Consider the following 17,254-nt stretch of genomic DNA (forward strand, 5'->3'; position numbering starts at 1 on the left):
GGGGAACGGAGCTACGGGGTTTGTGCCGGTCCTCCGCCCGGCCTCAGCTCCGGGTGTCCGCGTGCGGCTCGGCGGTGTCGGGCGGGCGGTGGTCCGGTGGCCGTCGGCGTCGCCGTACCCCGTGGGCCAGCGTGCCCACCGCACCCGCGAGGCAGAGGCCGCCGATGACGACGGGGATCACCGCGAACCACGGTGTCTCCCACAGCCCGCCCGCGTCGCCGGCGTAGACGACGCCCGCCACGGCCAGGAAGGCCCCGGCCACCAGCCGCCCCGGCTGGAACTCATGACGCAGCACGGCTCACCTCCGCCTGGCCGAGGCCGACCTCCACATCGAGGTCGAGTGTCCCGGCGCCCTTGACCCCATCGGTGGGAGTCAGGGTCACCCGCCGGTGCTTGTCCGGTGCCACGTCCACGTCCTTCTGATCGTCGCCCGGCAGTTGGATGTCGCCCAGTCCGACCTCGACGTCCAGCCGCACCGTCACGTCCGGCGGCACGATGACCCGTATCCGGCCCAGGCCCGCCTCGACCCGGGTGGTCACCGTCCGGTCCGTGTCCAGGTCCAGCCGGGACAGGTCCAGGGTGCCGACGCCGGTGCCGACGTCGTACCGCTGCTTCAACTCCGCCGCCGAGGCGGGTGTCCAGTCGGTGCGCACCCACTCGGTGCCGATGTCCTTGGGCAGGGCGGCCGACGCGGCGAGCAGCCCCGCCGTGACGATCGCCAGGAAGACCGAACCGGCTCCCGTGCGCCCGAGGAAGGCGCTGACCGCGATGCCCAGGCCGAAGACGGCCAGCGCGCAGGCCAGGCCGGTCTGCAGGCTGGTGCCCAGCGCCTGCTCGCCCCAGGACGCCCGGGTGCCGAGGGCGCCGGCGACGAGGGCCAGCAGGAAGACCCAGCCGCCGATCCCGCGGGGACCGCGCGGCCTGGGCGGCCGGGGGCGCGGTTCGCCCGGTCCTGCCCGGTCGCGGTCATGGTCGTGGCCGTGGTCGCCCAGGCTGATGTTGACGGCCGCCGCTATGTCCCGGGCGCGGGCGTCGCTCGGCCCCCACAGATAACCCGTGCCGCCGGAATGGGAGCCGTCCTTCACGAGGGGGTCACGCCACCAGGACGGCCAGGTGATGATGACCGGTGGTGCCTTCGCCTCGGGCGGGGCGTCGGCGACGGCCTGCGCGGCGAGCGGGTCGGGCCCGGGCGTGCCGCGCTGTTGCGACCAGTACCCCGCGCCCGCGAGCAGAAGGGAGAGGACCACGGCGAAGGTGAGCACCCCGCTGTTGTGCAGCATGGTCAGGAAGACGCCGCAGCCGACCAGGGCGAAGAGCACGGCTGCCAGCGCCTGGCCGTCGACGCGGCCGGTCAGCAGCTTGCGCACCTCGTTCTCGTCCTCGTCGTCAGCCGGGACGAACAGCCACGCGAAGCCGTAGAAGAGCAGGCCGAGGCCGCCGGTCGCGGAGAGCACCGCCAGCGTGATCCGGAAGATCACCGGGTCCATGTCGCACTGCCGGCCGAGTCCCGCGCACACCCCGGCGACCATCTTGTGCCGCCGGTCGCGGCGGAACCGGTGCGGAGGCCCGGGCACACCCGGCCCGGCCCCGGCATCGGCGCCGGCACCGGGCGTGGCATCCGCGCCGGGCGCGGTGTCCTGTGGCCCGGCGCCCCGTGGCGGGCGCGGGCCGGTACCGGGTCCCGTACCCGCCGCGGCGCGCTCGTTTTCTGTCATGCGTCCATGGTGGCGGGCGCGGCGCCGCGGCGGCAGCCGGTAGGACCCTGGTAGGACCCTGATATCGGCCCTGATGAGGCGCCGGGGAGATGTTCGACGACACGCCGCTGCGAAGATCAGGGGAGTCTCCGGGATACACCCTGATGCCCTGGCCCCGGGGCCGTGTGACCATCGTTGGCATGCCGGAAGCCGCAGCAGCGCCAGTCGTCGAGCCACGGCCGCCGCGCAAGCTCTACCGCAGCAGCGACGGACGCTGGCTCGGTGGAGTGGCGCGGGGGCTCGCGGGCCACCTCGGGCTGCCCGTGGTCTGGGTGCGGCTGGTCTTCGTCGGCCTGTTCATGGCCGACGGGCTCGGCGCGCTGCTCTACGCGGCGTTCTGGTTCTTCGTGCCGCTCGGCGTCGGCGGTGTCGACGCACAGAAGCCGCCGTCCCTCGTCTCCACCGAGACCTCCCCGGACGGCCGCCGCAGACTCGTCGCCCGCAGACCGGACAAGGGACAGATCGTCGCCCTGCTCCTCATGGTCGTCGTGGCCATGGTCTTCGTGGGCAACGTGAATCTGAGCGGCGGGGTGAAGGCGTACCTCTGGCCGACCGTGCTGGTCGGCGCGGGCGTCGCCCTCGTCTGGCGGCAGGCGGACAACGCCCGCCGGGCCCGCTGGGTCGAGGCGGGCCGGCGCCGGCGCACGGTCCGGTTGCTGCGCGCGGTGGCCGGGGTGCTGCTGGTGACGGCCGGTGTCTCCGGCATCTTCGTGCTGCAGGGCTCAGCGGCCCACCTCGGGTCCGTGCTCCAGGCGGCCCTCGCGGTGCTGGTCGGCATAACGCTGCTGGCCGGGCCGTATCTCGTGCGCATGACGCAGGACCTCTCCGAGGAACGCCTGATGCGTATCCGGGCGCAGGAGCGCGCCGAGGTCGCCGCCCATGTGCACGACTCGGTGCTGCACACCCTGACCCTGATCCAGCGCAACGCGGAAAGTCCCGGCGAGGTACGGCGCCTGGCCCGCGCTCAGGAGCGGGACCTGCGTGCCTGGCTCTACAAGCCGGAGGGCAACGGCAAGGACGAGGACGACGAGCCGGCCACCCTCGCCGAGGCCGTGAAGCGCGACGCCGCCGAGGTCGAGGACAAGCACGGCGTCCCCATAGAGGTCGTCGTGGTCGGCGACTGCCCGCTCGACGAACGGATCGGGGCACAGACGCAGGCCGCGCGCGAAGCGATGGTGAACGCGGCCAAGTACGGTGGCGAGGGCGGTGCCGTACAGGTCTTCGCCGAAGTCGAGGGCAGGACGGTCTTCGTGTCCGTCCGGGACCGGGGACCCGGCTTCGACCTCGAGTCGATACCCGCCGACCGGATGGGTGTCAGAGAATCGATCATCGGCCGCATGGAACGCAACGGCGGCACGGCGCGACTGCGCGCGGTGCCCGGCGGCGGCACGGAGGTCGAGCTGGAGATGGAGAGGGCGGAGAAGACGTCATGAGCGACCCGACCGAAGCGAACGCGGAGTCCGCCGAGTCGACCGGCGGTGCGGCCGGGCGGCACGTGCGCGTGGTCCTCGTCGACGACCACCGTATGTTCCGTACGGGCGTGCAGGCCGAGATCGGCCGGACCGAGCAGACCGGGGTCGAGGTGGTCGGCGAGGCCGCCGACGTCGACCAGGCCGTCACGGTCATCACCGCGACCCGGCCCGAGGTGGTCCTGCTCGACGTCCACCTCCCGGGCGGCGGTGGCGTCGAAGTCCTGCGTCGCTGCGCCCCGTTGATGGCCGACGCCGAGCGGCCCGTCCGCTTCCTCGCCCTGTCCGTCTCGGACGCGGCGGAGGACGTGATCGGTGTGATCCGCGGTGGCGCCCGCGGCTATGTGACCAAGACGATCACCGGTTCCGACCTCGTCGACTCGGTCTTCCGCGTCCAGGAGGGCGACGCCGTCTTCTCGCCCCGCCTGGCCGGCTTCGTCCTCGACGCCTTTGCCTCCACCGACGCTCCGCCGGTCGACGAGGACCTCGACCGCCTCACCCAGCGGGAGCGCGAGGTGCTGCGCCTCATCGCCCGTGGCTACGCGTACAAGGAGATCGCCAAGCAGCTGTTCATCTCCGTCAAGACGGTCGAGTCCCATGTCTCGGCGGTCCTGCGCAAACTCCAGTTGTCCAACCGCCACGAGCTGACGAGGTGGGCCACCGCGCGGCGCCTCGTCTGACCCGGCCCGCACCGGACGGCCTTGCCGGCCTGTGTAGGTGACTCAGGTCCCCTCTCGGGGCCGTTCTCTTCACGCAGGGTGATGACCGATGTGTGGAATCGGGGGCACGGCGGCCGGGTGGAGCGTTGCCCCGTAGGGGACCGGGGGACCGGGGACTGGGGGACTGGCGGCCGGCCGGGTCCGCGCCCTTCATTAGGCTCCGGACTCATGGACGTACTCATCCACCTCTTCGTCGGTCTGCACATCATCGGCATCGCGGCGCTGCTCGGCGGCTTCCTCACCCAGATGAAGGCGATGGGCGAGGGCACCGCACGCTTCGGCCCGGCGATGCTGCACGGCGCGCTGACCATGCTGGTCACGGGGGTGATCCTGGTCGGGCTGAACCAGGCCGACGACCAGTCCGTCAACAACATCAAGATCGGCGTGAAGCTGGCCGTGCTGGTCGTGATCCTCGGCCTCGTCTACGTGAAACGGGACGAGGAGAAGGTGGAGAAGGGGCTGTTCGGGCTTGTCGGCGCGCTGACCATGCTGAACGTCTTCATCGCGGTGCTGTGGACCTGAGCGCCGGCCGCGCGGACGCGACCGGCGTACCAGGCCGGGGCCGGTGCCTGGGGAGCGGAACCGCTCAGGCCGGGCGCACCACGCTGTAGATCGACGACTCGCCGTCGTAGTAGACGGACTCCTCGCGGACGTAGGCGCCCGGCTTCGGCGCGTGGATCATCATGCCGTTGCCGATGTAGATGCCGACGTGCGAGATGTCGTCGTAGAAGAAGACCAGGTCACCGGGTTGCGCCGCGGAGACGGACACCGTCGTTCCGGCGTTGACCTGGTCGTAGGTGGTGCGGGGCAGGTCGACGCCCGCGTCCTTCCAGGCGGCCTGGGTGAGGCCGGAGCAGTCGTAGGAGTCGGGGCCGGTGGCGCCCCAGACGTACGGCTTGCCGATCTGGGCGCGGGCGAAGGCCAGGGCCTTCTCGGCCTTGGTGGCGTACGAGGAGTCGGTCGCGGACGTCGACCCGGTCGACCCCGTCGACTCCGAGGAGCCGCTCTCCTGCGCGGCGGCGGCCTGCGCGGCCTCCTCCTGGCGCCGCTGCTCCTCGGCCTGCTGCCGGGCCAGCTCCTCGGCCTTGCGGGCCGCCTCCTCCTGCTTCTTCTTCTCGATCGCGGCGAGCCGCGCCTTCTCCTGGGCTGTCAGGTCGGCCAGCAGCTCACGCGCAGAGGCGAGTTTCGTCTGGACGGTGGCCTTGGCCGTCTTCAGGTCCTTCTGTGACGTGGTGAGCGTCTGGAGGCTCTCGGTGGCCTCCTGGCGCTTCTCCATCGTCTCGGCCTGCTGGGTGACGTAGTCGTCGACCATCTGCTTCTGGCGGCCGGTGAGCCGGTCCATCAGCTGGTTCTGGTCGAAGTAGTCCTGCGGGGAGTCCGCGAGCAGGAGGGTCGCGGTGTCGGAGACGGCCGCGCCGGTGCGGTACTGGGCGGCGGCGAAGGAGCCCAGCTCCTCGCGCGCGTCGTTCAGCTCCTGGGTGCGCTGGGCGACGTCGTCCAGGAGGCTGTCGACCCGCTCGCGCTGGATCGCGGTCTTCTCCTTGGCCGCGTTGTACTTCTCGGTGGCCGACCCGGCCTGGCGGTAGAGGTCGTCGACCTTCTTCTGGACCTCTTCGAGGCTCGGCCGGTCGTCGGCGGGGGCCGCGGTGGCCGTCTGGGGGAGCAGGGCCACGGAGGTCAGCGCGGCCGTGGCCAGGACGGGGGTCCGTATGCCTGCCATGAGTGTTCCGGAGGGACGCGACTTGCGGTGCGACGCCAAGGGAGGCGACTCCTTCCGTGCTCCGCCTACCGGGGTGAGCGATGGGGGTGCCCCTGGGCCGTTCAGGCCTGGGGGAGGGTTCGGGCGGAGGTGGTACGGAAGGCTGCCCTACGGTTCGGGCCCGGGGGAGGGCTGTGAACCGATTCACCCATGTCGCGGTGGGTCCCCGGTTCCGGGCGCCGCGCGGGCACGCCGGATTCGGCGGAGGCCGCGCGGCCCGGCGACGTTCGCCGGTGGGGGTCGAGCGGCCCGCCCGCACCGTAGCCAACTCGTGCGGCCCCTGTGAAGGTTGAAGGGTGATATGCCCGATACATTTTCGTGACCTGGAGGACGTCCCTCACGGTGGGTGATGTGCGGTGACGGGATCGTGTCCGGTGGTCCGGGTCCGGCCGGGTTTTCGAGGGGGCGTCCGGTTGTCGGTGGGGCACCCTAGACTCGTAGAGCGATGAGCAGCCTCTTTGACGACAGCTTCCTGGCGAGCCTCCAGGCCCCCCGCGGCCACGAGGAGGAACCTCCGCCACCCCCCGAGGACGAGCACGTACCGGAGCCGATCCCGGACGATCTGTTCGCCGGGAAGTTCGACGTGCCGCCGGACCGGGACCACTACTACCGGGACGGCGCCCCGCGCCCGGTACTGGACCCCGCCGCGCTCCTGGACGGGCTGAACGAGAACCAGCGCGCCGCGGTCGTCCACGCCGGCTCCCCGCTGCTCATCGTCGCCGGCGCCGGCTCCGGCAAGACCCGCGTACTCACCCACCGCATCGCCCACCTGCTCGGCGCGCGCGGCGTCCATCCCGGCCAGATCCTCGCGATCACGTTCACCAACAAGGCCGCCGGTGAGATGAAGGAGCGCGTCGAGCAGCTCGTCGGCCCGCGGGCGAACGCCATGTGGGTCATGACGTTCCACAGCGCGTGCGTCCGCATCCTGCGGAGGGAATCGAAGAAGCTCGGTTTCACGTCGTCGTTCTCGATCTACGACGCCGCCGACTCCAAGCGGCTGATGGCGCTCGTCTGCCGTGATCTCGACCTCGACCCGAAGCGCTTCCCGCCGAAGTCCTTCAGCGCCAAGATCTCGAACCTGAAGAACGAGCTGATCGACGAGGAGGACTTCGCCGCCCAGGCCGCCGACGGTTTCGAGAAGACCCTCGCCCAGGCGTACGCGATGTACCAGACGCGGCTGCGCGAGGCCAACGCCCTCGACTTCGACGACCTGATCATGACGACGGTCAACCTGCTGCGCGCCTTCCCGGACGTCGCCGAGCACTACCGCCGCCGCTTCCGGCACGTCCTGGTCGACGAGTACCAGGACACCAACCACGCCCAGTACGCCCTGGTGCGCGAGCTGGTCGGCACCGGCGCCCATGACGAGGACGTCCCGCCGGGCGAGGGCGACGTCCCGCCCGCCGAACTGTGCGTCGTGGGCGACGCCGACCAGTCGATCTACGCCTTCCGCGGCGCGACCATCCGCAACATCCTCCAGTTCGAGGAGGACTACCCGGACGCGACCACGATCCTCCTGGAGCAGAACTACCGCTCCACGCAGACCATCCTGTCCGCCGCCAACGCGGTCATCGAGCGCAACGAGTCGCGCCGCCCGAAGAACCTGTGGACCAACGCGGGCGCGGGCGAGCGGATCACCGGGTACGTCGCCGACACCGAGCACGACGAGGCGCAGTTCGTCGCCGACGAGATCGACCGGCTCACGGACGCGGGCGAGGCCAAGGCCGGCGACGTCGCCGTCTTCTACCGCACCAACGCCCAGTCCCGTGTCTTCGAAGAGGTCTTCATCCGCACCGGCCTGCCCTACAAGGTCGTCGGAGGCGTCCGCTTCTACGAGCGCAAGGAGGTCCGGGACGTCCTGGCCTACCTGCGGGTCCTCGCCAACCCCGAGGACTCGGTGCCGCTGCGGCGCATCCTCAACGTGCCCAAGCGGGGCATCGGCGACCGCGCCGAGGCGATGATCGACGCCCTCGCCCAGCGCGAGAAGATCAGCTTCCCGCAGGCGCTCCGGCGCGTCGACGAGGCGTACGGCATGGCCGCGCGCTCCACGAACGCCGTCAAGCGCTTCAACACGCTGATGGAGGACCTCCGTACGATCGCCGAGTCCGGCGCCGGACCGGCCACCGTGCTGGAGGCGATACTGGAACGCACCGGCTACCTCGCCGAGTTGCAGGCCTCCACCGATCCGCAGGACGAGACCCGGATCGAGAACCTCCAGGAACTCGCCGCCGTCGCCCTGGAGTTCGAGCAGGAGCGCGCGGAGGCGGAGGGGGAGCAGGCCGGGTCCGGGACTCTGGCCGACTTCCTGGAGCGGGTCGCGCTGGTCGCGGACTCCGACCAGATCCCGGATGAGGAGGACGGCGACGGCGTCGTCACGCTGATGACGCTGCACACCGCCAAGGGCCTGGAGTTCCCGGTCGTCTTCCTGACCGGCATGGAGGACGGCGTCTTCCCGCACATGCGCGCCCTCGGCCAGACCAAGGAACTGGAGGAGGAGCGGAGACTGGCGTACGTCGGCATCACGCGTGCGCGTGAGCGGCTGTACCTGACCCGTTCGACGCTGCGCAGCGCCTGGGGGCAGCCGTCGTACAACCCGCCCTCACGGTTCCTGGAGGAGATCCCGGCCGCCCACCTGGCGTGGAAGCGGACGGGCGCGAGTGCCGCCGCCTCGTCCGCCGGGCCGGTGTCCGGGGTGGCGGCCTCGCTGTCCTCCTCGCAGTCCCGGTCGCGGTCGCGTTCGTCGGCGTCCGGCGGGTCCGGGTTCGCCACGCGCCGGGGCGGTGAGCAGCCGGCGGTGTCGCTGGCGGTCGGGGACCGGGTCACGCACGACCAGTTCGGACTCGGGACCGTGGTCGCGGTGAAGGGCACGGGGAGCAACGCCGAGGCGACGGTCGACTTCGGTGACACCAAGCCGAAGCGGCTGCTGCTGCGGTACGCGCCGGTGGAGAAGCTCTGACGGAACCTCGAACCTGCGGCCCCTTCGGGGGCCGGGGCTCGGGCGTTCTACGTCGGGTGGTTCAGGCGTTCTGCGTCCGGGTGGCCGGGCGGCTCACGTCGGGTCGAGGTCGTGGCTGCGCAGCCACGCCAGCGGGTCGATCGCCGAGCCGCCGGAGGGGCGCACCTCGAAGTGCAGGTGCGGGCCGGTCGAGTTGCCGGAGTTGCCGGAGTACGCGATCGCGTCCCCGGCCTTGACGGTCGTACCGGAGGCGACCTGGTAGCTGGAGAGGTGGCAGTACCACGTCTCCGTGCCGTCCTTCGCCGTCACGATCATCATGTTTCCGTACGCGCTGTTGTACTGGGTGCGGACGGTGCCGTCGGTCGCGGCCATGACCGTCGTGCCGTACGAGACGGGGAAGTCGATGCCGGAGTGGACGGACATCCAGTTGATGCCGGACTGGCCGTAGTAGGCGCTGAGCCCGTGCTGGGCCACGGGGAGCGCGAACTTGGGGCGCAGTCGCTCCTTGCGCGCCGCCTCCTGCGCCGCGCGCTTCTTCTCCGCCGCCTGCTCGGCCTTGAGGTCGATGCGCTCCTGGGTACGGCTGGCCCGGTCGGCGAAGTCGTCGGCACCTGCGGAGAGACTGGCGAGCTGGGTGTCGAGCTTGTTGTTGGCGGCGGACGGTTTCACCGCCTGGGTCTGAGTGTCCGACGCCGAGGCCGTGTTCTCCTTGTTTCCGTCGCCGTTCAGGCCGTCGACGGAGGCGGCGGCGATACCGGCCACGCCCATCACACAGGCCGAGGGCACGGCGATGGTCAGCAGCGCGGAACGCTTGGCGGGCTGGCGGCGGCGCGAACGGGATCCGCTCCGGGAAGCCGCGCGGGCGGCGGCGCGGGTGCCGGGCGCCTGCGGCGCGTCAGCGGCCGGTGCGGTCTCTTCCTGCTCCTCCAGAAGCGGCGCGACGGTGGGGAGTTCGCCGGTGGCGGCGAGGCCGTCGTCCGGACCGGCGTCGTGCGGGTCGCTCTGGGGGTGGTTCTGCGGGTTGTCCTCGGCGGTTCCGTCGTGCGTCGGCGTGCCGTCGGTGTTCCACTGGGTGGCGTCGTACGCGCCGGTGTCGAAGGTCTGCGTGCCCCAGTCCCACTGCTGGGTCTGGTCGGCGGGGTCCAACGGGGCCGGGGCGGAGGCCGGTGCGCCGGACTGGTCGATCTGGTCGGGCTGGAGCCAGGCGGTGCTGTCCCATTGGCCGCTGGTGTCCGGGGCTCCCGGCTGTGGCGGCACGGTGGGCAGGGGCTGACAGCCGTCCGCCCAGGTGGTGGTGTCGAAAGCCCCGGTGTCGTACGTGGCGTGATGCTGAGCGGCGTACGCGTCGTAGTTCAGGGTCTGGTGGCCGCCGGTGTCCAGGAGCTGGTGCCCGCCGGTGTCCAGCGCGTGGTGGCTGCCGGTGTCCAGGGTCTGGTGGCTTCCGGTCCACTGGGTGGTGTCGTACGTGCCGGTCGTGTCGTAGGCGGCATACGCGCCGGTCGTGTCGTACGTGGCCGTGGCGGCAGCCGCGGCAGTCGTGGCCGCGGCGTACGGAGCGGTCTCGTATTCGCCGGTGTTCTGACCCGGGAGACTGCCGAAGAGCGGATCCGAGGCAAAACCAGTGGTGTCGTAGCCGTTGTACGTGGTGAGGTCGCCGTACTGGGCTTCCTGGATGCCGTACGACGCGTAGTGCGCCGAGGCGGCTTCGGAAGCCGCGGCCGGGGCGGTGGGGGTCCCCGACGGGTGACGGTCGTTCACCAACTTCTCTTTCGCCTCGACAACAGGGGCTGCCAGAGCAGTGCGGCGACTGTACCCGGCGGTACGCGGGCGCGACAATCTTCCTCAGGTTTCACTCGCGCAGGAAACGGGCAATCGGCCGTGATTCGGCGGACTGCGGGCACGGGTTTGGCCTTGTGTTCGAGAGTTGTTCGATGGGTCGGTCGTGGGTGAACGTCTTTTTATGTTCGGTGGACGCGCGGTGGATGCCGGATGCGTGGCCTGTCAGGCGGCTGTCAGGCGACGGTGAGCCCGGTGGGGCCTGCGGAGCCGGTCGGGTCGTCGGGGTCCGCCTCCGACGGTGCGCTGATATGACTCGCGTCGAGAGCCTGCCGGATTCCGGTTGCCACCGCGGGGTGAACCGGCAGGGCCAGATGGCCGATGCCGCTGACCCGCACGTTCTGCGTCAGCAGGTCCGGGTGGTCCAGGCGGGCCGCCTCCAGTGGAACCATCAGCGGGTCCAGGTCGCTCCAGAAGCTGACGAAGCGGGTACGGCAGCCGGGCGCGGGGCGGGCCAGTTCCTCGATCACCGGAGAGCCGGGGCGCATCTGGCGCACGATCGGGTGCGCGTTGGCCAGCGGCGCCACGCGGGTGCCGGTGTGCGGGGTGCCGAGGGTCACCAGCATCCGGACGCGCCGGTCACCGCCGAGGCGCTGGACGTAGTACCGCGCGATCAGCCCGCCGAGACTGTGCCCGACGATGTCCACCTGGTCCTTGCCCGTGCGCTCGCAGATGTCCTCCAGGTGCCGGCCCAGCAACTCCGCCGCGGTGCGTATGTCGCAGGTCAGCGGCGAGTAGTTGAGCGACTCGACCTGCTGCCTGCCGTGCTGCGCCAAGCTGCGGCGGAGCAGGACGAAGACGGACCGGTTGTCGATGAAGCCGTGCAGCAGGACGACCGGAGGACGGTTCTCGGCCTGCGTCGGCAGTCGCGGGGGTGCGATGGAGGTTCCGGCGGCGGTGCGGTCGTCGGGGGCGGGGTTCTCGGTGGTGGTAGCGGTGGCGGTGTCGGCGTCGTCGTGCGTGGCGGAGGGCTGTCGGCCTGGCGAGGCCGGGGCGGGCAGCGTCGGGGCCGCCCGGCGCTCCTGGATGATGCCCGAGGGGTAGAGGATGACGTGCCCCGCCAGGATCGCGATCTCCAGGGCCGTCGCCTTCAGCAGGCCCATGGACACGCCCGCTACCTTCACCGGCAGAACCGGTGCGAGCCGCTGACACAGCGGACGAAAGGGCTGCACTGCCCAGCTGACCTTCATGGCCGGCCTCCCGTCGGCACGCGGAAGAACGCCTCTGTCTCCCGTGTGCCCTCATGGAGAGACGTGACACGGGTGCCGGGCGGTGCAATGGGGTAGTGCGTGACTTCTGTGAGGGGTGGGGTCCGGCGTACCAGTGATGAGCTGGTGGTTCGCTTAATCCGTTGGTGCTTCGGTGGTGTGCCGGTGGTGATTGTGGTGTGTCACCGGTGGTGTGCGGGTGGTGAGCGGGCATCCCGTGTGCTGTGTGTCCCGCGTACCGTCCCGTGCTGTGCGTGTCCCCGTGTTCACTGCCCGTGCGCTGTGCCGCCCGGTGCGTCCGTGTCGGGCGCGGCTCTCCTTGCGCGCGCTCCCGCCGATGGTCGGAACGCTGCGCGGTCAATATGTTCTTCTGTGTGATTTCCCCCTCGGTGTCCACCGCGAAACTGCCGGTTGCGGGATGCTGGAGATAACGTTCGTTCACTTCATCAGAGGTCGCTTCATGTCGTGGAGGCAGTGATGGGCGTGGCAGCCGGACCGATCCGAGTGGTGGTGGCCAAACCGGGGCTCGACGGCCATGATCGAGGGGCCAAGGTGATCGCGCGGGCGCTGCGCGACGCGGGTATGGAGGTCATCTACACCGGGCTCCATCAGACCCCCGAGCAGATCGTCGACACCGCGATCCAGGAGGACGCCGACGCGATCGGCCTGTCCATCCTCTCGGGTGCGCACAACACGCTCTTCGCCGCCGTGATCGACCTCCTCCAGGAACGGGACGCGGCGGACATCCTGGTCTTCGGGGGCGGGATCATTCCGGAGGCCGACATCCGGCCGTTGAAGGAGAAGGGCGTCGCGGCGATCTTCACCCCTGGCGCGACCACGACGTCGATCGTGGAATGGGTGCGGGAGAACGCGCGGCAGCCCGCGGAGGCGTGAGGGGCAGGAGGGGAATGGAGAGGCAGGGGCCGGCGAGGAGCGGGCGGGCGCGGTACGGCGGGCGGCTGCACGTCAGCGTGGCCTCTGGGCGCGAGGAACGTCCGTGAGGGCCGGGCCCGGCTCCAGTTCCTCCGCCATCGTCGCGCGCAGCCGCAACGTGGTGACCAGGCGCTGGAACGCCTCCGCCCAGTACCCGCCGGCTCCCGGCGACGCGTCCTCCGGCTCGTCCGGTATCGCCGACAGCCCGTCGAAGCGGTCCGCCTCGGAGGGGTCGAGACACCGTTCAGCCAGGCCCATGACTCCGCTGAAGCTCCAGGGGTAATTCCCCGCGTCCCGAGCGATGTTGAGGGCGTCGACCACCGCCCGTCCCAGCGGCGCGGCCCACGGCACCGCGCAGACCCCGAGGAGTTGGAACGCCTCGGACAGACCGTGCGTGGCGATGAACCCCGCGACCCACTCGGCCCGTTCGGCGGCGGCCAGGACACCGAGGAGCTTGGCCCGCTCGGCCAGGGACACCGCGCCCGGCCCTCCGGCCTCGGGTGCCGTGGGTGAGCCGAGCAGCGCCCGTGCCCACGCGGTGTCCCGCTGGCGTACGGCCGCCCGGCACCACGCGGCGTGCACCTCGCCCTGCCAGTCGTCCGCCACCGGGAGCGTGACGATCTCCTGGGGCGTCCGTCCGCCCAAGCGCCGGGTCCACGTCGGGAGAGGCGCCGCTTCCAGCAACTGGCCCAGCCACCAGGACCGCTCGCCCCGTCCGTTGGGGGGCTTGGGGACGACACCGTCGCGCTCCATGCCCGCGTCGCACTCGTGCGGTGTCTCCACGACGATCGTCGGGGCGGTCCGTGTGCGGTCGATGGACACGCAGGTCACCGCCCTCGCGGCCATCCGCTCCGCGAGTGCCGAAGCCGGCAGCGCCGACAGCAGCTCCGCCGCCGTCGCCCGTACGTTGCGGCTGCGGTCGGCGAGCGCCTGCTCCAGGAACGGTTCGTCGTCCGGGCCGAGGCCCGTGCGGAGCGAGTCGAGGAACATCAGGCGGTCCTCGGCCCGTTCCGTCGCCCAGGTGGTGGCGAGCAGGTCGCGGGCGCCGGCGGGGTGCCGGGCGCGCAGGGACGAGAGGAGTGCGACCCGCTCGGCGAACAGGCCCTCTTCCCACAGCCGGCGAACCCGGTCCGTCTCCTCCGGGGGCGGCAGCGCGGAGTCGCCGCCCGGTGCCGCGCGCAGGGCGAACCGCCAGTCCGGGTTCAGCCGCGCCAGCCACAAGGCGCGGGGACCGGCGAATTCCAGGGCCGCCGGGCGCAGGTCGGTCCGTCCGCGCGCCGCGTCCAGCAGGGCGGGCAGTGCCTCCGGCGGGGCCGCGTACCCGTGGTCGTTCGCCGCCGCCAGCCACTGGGGCAGCAGCTCCATGAGATCCGGGGCCGACCCGCGCCGGCCGCCGCCCGTGCCGGGACGGTCCGTGAGCAGCAGGGCGAGCCTGCGGGCGGCGGCCTCCGGCAGGGGCGGACGGTGATCGGCGGGGGCCGGCGCCGGACGCTCCGCCGACCGGGCGGGACGCAGGGAGGCCCTTCTGCGGACGGTCTCCAGGGCCGCCGCGTCCAGCAGGGCCGTCGGAGCGTGCGGGCCGGGTGCGCAGCCTGGCGGAGTACGCCGTTCCGTGCCGAGCAGGGCCGCGGTGACCAGCTCCTCCCAGACGGGCGGCGCGGTCGCGGGCGCGGATGTCCTGGACATGCGGTTCCTTTTCCTGGAGAGGGTGGGGGCGGGTGTCTGAAATCCGGAGGAGGTGGATCGTTGGGGATCGGAGGAGGCGGATCGTTGGGGACCGGAGAGGGCGGGCTCTCCCGGGAAGAGCAGCGGAGTCCGGAGGAGGGCAGGGTGGGTCAGTGCAGTGGCACCGCCGGGCCCGGGCCGGTCGGCCAGGCCGTCAGCGGGGTGAAGCCCCGGTGGCCGCACTCGCCGAAGACCTTGACGGGCGCGCCGCCCGACAGCGCGACCAGGCGCCACAGACCTGGGCGGTTGCGGGCCGTGGGCGTGAGGGGCAGGGCCGTGTCGCCGTCGGCGTCCGCCAGTTGCCAGCCGTCGCCGTCCGGCACCGGTATGACCCCGTCCAGCGTCACCGGGACGGAATCCAGCCAAGGATCGTCACGCAGGGCCTCGCCGTAGCGGGCGGCTGCCCGGGACGTACTGATTCCCGGGGGACGTCTCTCTGTCACGGCGGGCGGGGCGAGCCGCTCGCCCAGGGACGCCCGGTACTGGCCGGCTCCCGGATAAGGGGACACCTCCGTCTCCAGTGCCAGTCCCACCGGCAGCGCGAGCTCCGGGGCCCGGCCGGCGGCTCCGTAGGAGAGGAGCAGGGCGGTGCGGTCCGATTCGGTCCCGTAGAGCCAGACCCGGCGCGTGGTCAGCCGCGCGTCCGCCGTGTCGTACTGGGCGAGGACCAGCCACCGGTCGCGGACGGCCGGTCCGTCCGGCGAGGCGGGCAGACCCACCCGCGAGCGGACCGTCGCCGCCAGCCCCTCCGGCAGACGGTCACGGCGCAGCCAGCCCCGGTCGAGCAGGTGGAGCAGGGCACACTCCTCCAGCAGCCGGACCGGCCAGCCGGATCCGGACGACGGGATCGAACCCAACTCGCGGGCCCGGGCGGCGAGTCCGGGAGCCTGGGCGTCGACCATGCGGGCCGCGGTCTCCTCCCACAGCTCGTATCCGGCCGTCTCCGCGCCGGCCAGACCGCCGCGCAGCAGGTCTGTCAGGCGCTGCTCCAACTCAGTGGCGCCCGCCGAGATCCGCTCGGCCCGGCGCTCCGCCCGGCGCCGCGCCGCCTCCGGATCAGCGGACGCGGAACCGGAGCCGGAACCCGAAGTCTCCGCCCGTCCCTTCCGCTCCGCTTTCCCCCGCCGCGTCGACAGCCACTGCTCCGCCCAGTCCGGTGCCTGGGCCGACGGCACCGCGCCGTCCCCACCCGTCCAGAGCAGGAGCAGACCGAGCGCGTGCTTGCACGGGAACTTGCGGCTCGGACAACTGCATTTGTACGCGGGCCCGTTCGCGCCCGCGAGATCGACGACCGTCTGGTACGGCTTGCTGCCGCTGCCCTTGCACAGTCCCCACAGCGCCCCTTCGTCGGTACATCCCGCCCCGGACCACGGCCCTGCCGCGCCGAGTTTGCTTCCCGCTTTGCGTGACGCCGCGTCAGGCGCCAGTGCCAGCACCTGGTCCGCCGTCCAGCGCTCCCCCTGCTGAGTCATGCCGTCGAAGTTAGGACCTGCCACTGACAATCACCCCTCGCGAAGGCGTTTGTGCAGGTCAGGGCGATTGTCAGTGGTGTGGTGCACCGTTGATGTCAGATCCGAACCGGCCGAGCTGGAGGGGGACTCAGCCATGCCTGTGTCCGCAGAACCGACGTCCGTCGACCCGAGCCAGAACGGGTCCGCGCCCGTGCACACGGACGCGGACACCCAGACATCCGCGGGTGGGCGGGAGACCGAGCACGCCCTGCGCCCGCACGCCGAGAACGCCTTCGCCGGCGAACTGGCCGCACTCGCCGCGCAGGACGACCGCCCGCGCCCGGCCCGCTGGAAGCTGTCGCCGTGGGCCGTCGCGACCTACCTGCTCGGCGGCACCCTGCCGGACGGCACGGTGATCACGCCGAAGTACGTGGGTCCGCGCCGCATCGTCGAGGTCGCCGTCACCACGCTGGCCACCGACCGCGCCCTGCTCCTGCTGGGCGTGCCCGGTACCGCCAAGACCTGGGTGTCCGAGCACCTGGCCGCGGCGGTCAGCGGCGACTCGACGCTGCTGGTGCAGGGCACGGCCGGCACGCCCGAGGAGGCGATCCGGTACGGCTGGAACTACGCGCAACTGCTCGCCCACGGCCCCAGCCGGGACGCCCTGGTGCCGAGCCCGGTCATGCGGGCGATGGCCGAGGGGATGACCGCCCGGGTCGAGGAACTGACCCGTATCCCGGCCGACGTGCAGGACACGCTCATCACGATCCTGTCGGAGAAGACGCTGCCGATACCGGAGCTGGGCCAGGAGGTGCAGGCGGTCCGCGGCTTCAACCTGATCGCCACGGCCAACGACCGGGACCGCGGGGTCAACGACCTGTCCAGTGCCCTGCGCCGCCGCTTCAACACCGTCGTACTGCCGCTGCCGGAGAGCCCTGAGGCCGAGGTCGAGATCGTCTCGCGTCGCGTCGACCAGATCGGCCGCTCCCTCGACCTGCCCGCCGCGCCCGACGGCATCGACGAGATCCGCCGCGTCGTCACCGTCTTCCGTGAACTGCGCGACGGGGTGACGACCGACGGACGCACCAAGCTGAAGTCGCCCAGCGGCACACTGTCCACGGCCGAGGCGATCTCCGTCGTCACCGGCGGTCTCGCGCTGGCCGCGCACTTCGGCGACGGCGTGCTGCGCTCCGGCGACGTCGCGGCCGGCATCCTCGGCGCCGTCGTCCGCGACCCGGCGGCCGACCGCGTCATCTGGCAGGAGTACCTGGAGACGGTCGTCCGCGAGCGCGACGGCTGGAAGGACTTCTACCGGGCCTGCCGGGAGGTGAGCGCATGACCGGCATCCGAGGAGCCTCCCGGAGTACGGAGGGGCTTGGGCTGGTGGTGTACGACGGGCAGGTCCTGGTGGGTCGCTCCGGTGACGAGGACGACACGACGTGGT

At 71.8% G+C, this 17,254-nt stretch carries 13 protein-coding genes; 6 read left to right on the forward strand and 7 right to left on the reverse strand.

What is annotated here, in order from left to right:
* Positions 1-43 precede the first annotated feature (43 nt).
* The gene (locus J7I94_RS32325) at positions 44-295 is read right to left on the reverse strand and encodes a hypothetical protein (protein WP_215172925.1); all 252 of its coding nucleotides are present in this window, start codon (positions 293-295) and stop codon (positions 44-46) included.
* The gene (locus tag J7I94_RS32330) at positions 282-1,715 is read right to left on the reverse strand and encodes a PspC domain-containing protein (protein WP_215172927.1); all 1,434 of its coding nucleotides are present in this window, start codon (positions 1,713-1,715) and stop codon (positions 282-284) included. The genes J7I94_RS32325 and J7I94_RS32330 overlap by 14 nt, the downstream gene beginning before the upstream one ends.
* A gap of 179 nt (positions 1,716-1,894) precedes the next feature.
* On the opposite strand from J7I94_RS32330, the gene J7I94_RS32335 reads away from it, so the two are divergent.
* The 3 genes from J7I94_RS32335 to J7I94_RS32345 all read left to right on the forward strand — a co-directional run bounded on the left by J7I94_RS32335 (position 1,895) and on the right by J7I94_RS32345 (position 4,464).
* Positions 1,895-3,187 (forward strand): ATP-binding protein, encoded by a 1,293-nt coding sequence (locus tag J7I94_RS32335; protein WP_215172929.1) that lies wholly within the window; start codon positions 1,895-1,897, stop codon positions 3,185-3,187.
* Positions 3,184-3,903, forward strand: coding sequence for a response regulator transcription factor (locus tag J7I94_RS32340; RefSeq protein WP_215172931.1), 720 nt, complete (start codon positions 3,184-3,186; stop codon positions 3,901-3,903). The genes J7I94_RS32335 and J7I94_RS32340 overlap by 4 nt, the downstream gene beginning before the upstream one ends.
* Positions 3,904-4,110: 207 nt before the next feature.
* On the forward strand, positions 4,111-4,464 hold the full coding sequence (locus J7I94_RS32345; RefSeq protein WP_215172933.1) for a hypothetical protein: 354 nt from the start codon (positions 4,111-4,113) through the stop codon (positions 4,462-4,464).
* Positions 4,465-4,528: 64 nt separating this feature from the next.
* On the opposite strand, the gene J7I94_RS32350 is transcribed toward J7I94_RS32345, so the two are convergent.
* Positions 4,529-5,701, reverse strand: coding sequence for a C40 family peptidase (locus tag J7I94_RS32350; RefSeq protein ID WP_215172935.1), 1,173 nt, complete (start codon positions 5,699-5,701; stop codon positions 4,529-4,531).
* A gap of 445 nt (positions 5,702-6,146) precedes the next feature.
* Here J7I94_RS32350 and pcrA point away from each other — a divergent pair, with 445 nt between their 5' ends.
* Positions 6,147-8,657 (forward strand): DNA helicase PcrA, encoded by a 2,511-nt coding sequence (gene pcrA / locus J7I94_RS32355; RefSeq protein ID WP_215172937.1) that lies wholly within the window; start codon positions 6,147-6,149, stop codon positions 8,655-8,657.
* Between the two features lie 93 nt (positions 8,658-8,750).
* Here pcrA and J7I94_RS32360 read toward each other — a convergent pair whose 3' ends face one another.
* A complete protein-coding gene (locus J7I94_RS32360; protein WP_308114789.1) occupies positions 8,751-10,415 on the reverse strand; it encodes a M23 family metallopeptidase in 1,665 nt (554 codons plus the stop codon).
* A gap of 254 nt (positions 10,416-10,669) precedes the next feature.
* Entirely contained in the window at positions 10,670-11,683 is a 1,014-nt protein-coding gene (locus J7I94_RS32365) for a triacylglycerol lipase (RefSeq protein ID WP_215172941.1), read from the reverse strand.
* Between the two features lie 495 nt (positions 11,684-12,178).
* On the opposite strand from J7I94_RS32365, the gene J7I94_RS32370 reads away from it, so the two are divergent.
* A complete protein-coding gene (locus tag J7I94_RS32370; RefSeq protein WP_215172943.1) occupies positions 12,179-12,595 on the forward strand; it encodes a cobalamin B12-binding domain-containing protein in 417 nt (138 codons plus the stop codon).
* A gap of 72 nt (positions 12,596-12,667) precedes the next feature.
* On the opposite strand, the gene J7I94_RS32375 is transcribed toward J7I94_RS32370, so the two are convergent.
* Together J7I94_RS32375 and J7I94_RS32380 are read right to left on the reverse strand one after the other, a co-directional pair.
* Positions 12,668-14,320 (reverse strand): DUF5691 domain-containing protein, encoded by a 1,653-nt coding sequence (locus tag J7I94_RS32375; RefSeq protein WP_215172945.1) that lies wholly within the window; start codon positions 14,318-14,320, stop codon positions 12,668-12,670.
* Positions 14,321-14,469: 149 nt separating this feature from the next.
* Positions 14,470-15,831: an SWIM zinc finger family protein gene (locus tag J7I94_RS32380; protein ID WP_215172947.1), complete on the reverse strand. Its 1,362-nt coding sequence runs from the start codon at positions 15,829-15,831 to the stop codon at positions 14,470-14,472.
* Positions 15,832-15,964: 133 nt separating this feature from the next.
* On the opposite strand from J7I94_RS32380, the gene J7I94_RS32385 reads away from it, so the two are divergent.
* A complete protein-coding gene (locus tag J7I94_RS32385; protein WP_215172949.1) occupies positions 15,965-17,149 on the forward strand; it encodes an AAA family ATPase in 1,185 nt (394 codons plus the stop codon).
* Positions 17,150-17,254: the final 105 nt, after the last annotated feature.

Origin of the sequence: Streptomyces sp. ISL-12 (genome assembly GCF_018614415.1) — a bacterium.
GTDB lineage: Bacteria > Actinomycetota > Actinomycetes > Streptomycetales > Streptomycetaceae > Streptomyces.

Bases quoted from the DNA above. Each gene is read 5' to 3' on its own strand.
- J7I94_RS32385 (WP_215172949.1), top strand. From the start codon at position 15,965: ATGCCTGTGTCCGCAGAACCGACGTCCGTCGACCCGAGCCAGAACGGG.
- J7I94_RS32375 (WP_215172945.1), bottom strand. From the start codon at position 14,320: ATGTCCAGGACATCCGCGCCCGCGACCGCGCCGCCCGTCTGGGAGGAG.
- J7I94_RS32340 (WP_215172931.1), top strand. From the start codon at position 3,184: ATGAGCGACCCGACCGAAGCGAACGCGGAGTCCGCCGAGTCGACCGGC.
- J7I94_RS32335 (WP_215172929.1), top strand. From the start codon at position 1,895: ATGCCGGAAGCCGCAGCAGCGCCAGTCGTCGAGCCACGGCCGCCGCGC.
- J7I94_RS32345 (WP_215172933.1), top strand. From the start codon at position 4,111: ATGGACGTACTCATCCACCTCTTCGTCGGTCTGCACATCATCGGCATC.
- pcrA (WP_215172937.1), top strand. From the start codon at position 6,147: ATGAGCAGCCTCTTTGACGACAGCTTCCTGGCGAGCCTCCAGGCCCCC.
- J7I94_RS32380 (WP_215172947.1), bottom strand. From the start codon at position 15,831: ATGACTCAGCAGGGGGAGCGCTGGACGGCGGACCAGGTGCTGGCACTG.
- J7I94_RS32330 (WP_215172927.1), bottom strand. From the start codon at position 1,715: ATGACAGAAAACGAGCGCGCCGCGGCGGGTACGGGACCCGGTACCGGC.
- J7I94_RS32365 (WP_215172941.1), bottom strand. From the start codon at position 11,683: ATGAAGGTCAGCTGGGCAGTGCAGCCCTTTCGTCCGCTGTGTCAGCGG.
- J7I94_RS32370 (WP_215172943.1), top strand. From the start codon at position 12,179: ATGGGCGTGGCAGCCGGACCGATCCGAGTGGTGGTGGCCAAACCGGGG.